Genomic DNA, 703 nt, shown 5'->3' with positions numbered 1-703 from the left:
TCATATTCCTATAACAGCACCAAGCGTTATAGGATCAAGCGAATAAGTGCATATGATGGATGCCTTGGCGATCACAGGCGATGAAGGACGCGGTAGCCTGCGAAAAGCTACGGGGAGCTGGCAAACAAGCTTTGATCCGTAGATGTCCGAATGGGGAAACCCACCGTAGCAATACGGTATCCCATGCTGAATACATAGGCATGTGGAGGCGAACCGAGTGAACTGAACCATCTCAGTAACTCGAGGAAAAGAAATCAACCGAGATTCCGGAAGTAGTGGCGAGCGAAACCGGACCAGCCTGGATGTTTTAGCGTATTGAATAGTCGAATGGAATGGAAAGTCCAGCCGTAGCAGGTGATAGCCCTGTAGGCGAAATTCAGTACGTGGAACTAAGCATCGAACAAGTAGGGCGGGACACGTGAAATCCTGTCTGAATATGGGGGGACCATCCTCCAAGGCTAAATACTCGTGATCGACCGATAGTGAACCAGTACCGTGAGGGAAAGGCGAAAAGAACCCCGGAAGGGGAGTGAAATAGATCCTGAAATCGTATGCATACAAACAGTAGGAGCACCCTCGTGGTGTGACTGCGTACCTTTTGTATAATGGGTCAGCGACTTACATTCAGTGGCAAGCTTAACCGAATAGGGGAGGCGTAGCGAAAGCGAGTCCGAATAGGGCGATTCAGTCGCTGGGTGTAGAC

Annotated in this window: 1 rRNA gene; it reads left to right on the top strand. The window is 50.1% G+C overall.

From position 1 onward, the window contains the following. Positions 1-32 precede the first annotated feature (32 nt). Positions 33-703 (top strand): 23S ribosomal RNA (locus V6936_RS17275); the annotation flags it as partial.

Origin of the sequence: Alcaligenes sp. CHO6, from assembly GCF_037120595.1 — a bacterium.
Taxonomy (GTDB): Bacteria; Pseudomonadota; Gammaproteobacteria; order Burkholderiales; family Burkholderiaceae_B; genus Alcaligenes; species Alcaligenes ammonioxydans.
The sequence above is the reverse complement of the archived record's forward strand: the minus strand, read 5'-3'. Positions and strand labels throughout refer to the sequence as shown.